At 59.2% G+C, this 475-nt stretch carries 1 protein-coding gene; it reads right to left on the bottom strand.

The window, feature by feature from the left end; all coding sequences use genetic code 11:
• On the bottom strand, positions 1–475 hold a 475-nt coding region (locus ACTHTJ_RS10810; RefSeq protein WP_440362681.1), incomplete at both ends, for a hypothetical protein.

The raw sequence follows: 475 nt of genomic DNA, 5'->3' as shown, positions 1-475 counted from the left end.
CCACCACAACCCCCCCCAAACACCCAACAAACACCAACCCCAACCCCCCCCACCCCCCACCACCCCCAAAAAACAAAAAACAAACCACCAAACCACAACCCACAACAAACACCAACACAACCAAAACACACCCAACCAACACCAACACCCCCACCAAAAACAACCACCCCAAAAAACCCACCCACCCCACACCAACACACCAACCCCCACACCACCACCACAACCCAAACACACCCAACCAAACCCAAACCACCAACCCACACCCACAAACCAACAACACCAACACCAAACAAAAAACAAAACCAGCACCAACAACCCACCAAACCCAACCCCAACCCCCCCCCAACACACACAACACCAACGAAACCAACACACACACCCAAACCAACCCCACCAACCCCCACCACCCACCCCCCAACCCCACCCCCCCACCCCCCCCCACCACCCCCCCCCCCCCCCCCCCCCCCCCCCCCCC

Source organism: Neisseria sp. P0018.S001 (assembly GCF_051957355.1).
GTDB classification, from domain to species: Bacteria; Pseudomonadota; Gammaproteobacteria; order Burkholderiales; family Neisseriaceae; genus Neisseria; species Neisseria subflava_A.
This window is presented reverse-complemented; position numbering and strand designations above follow the sequence as displayed.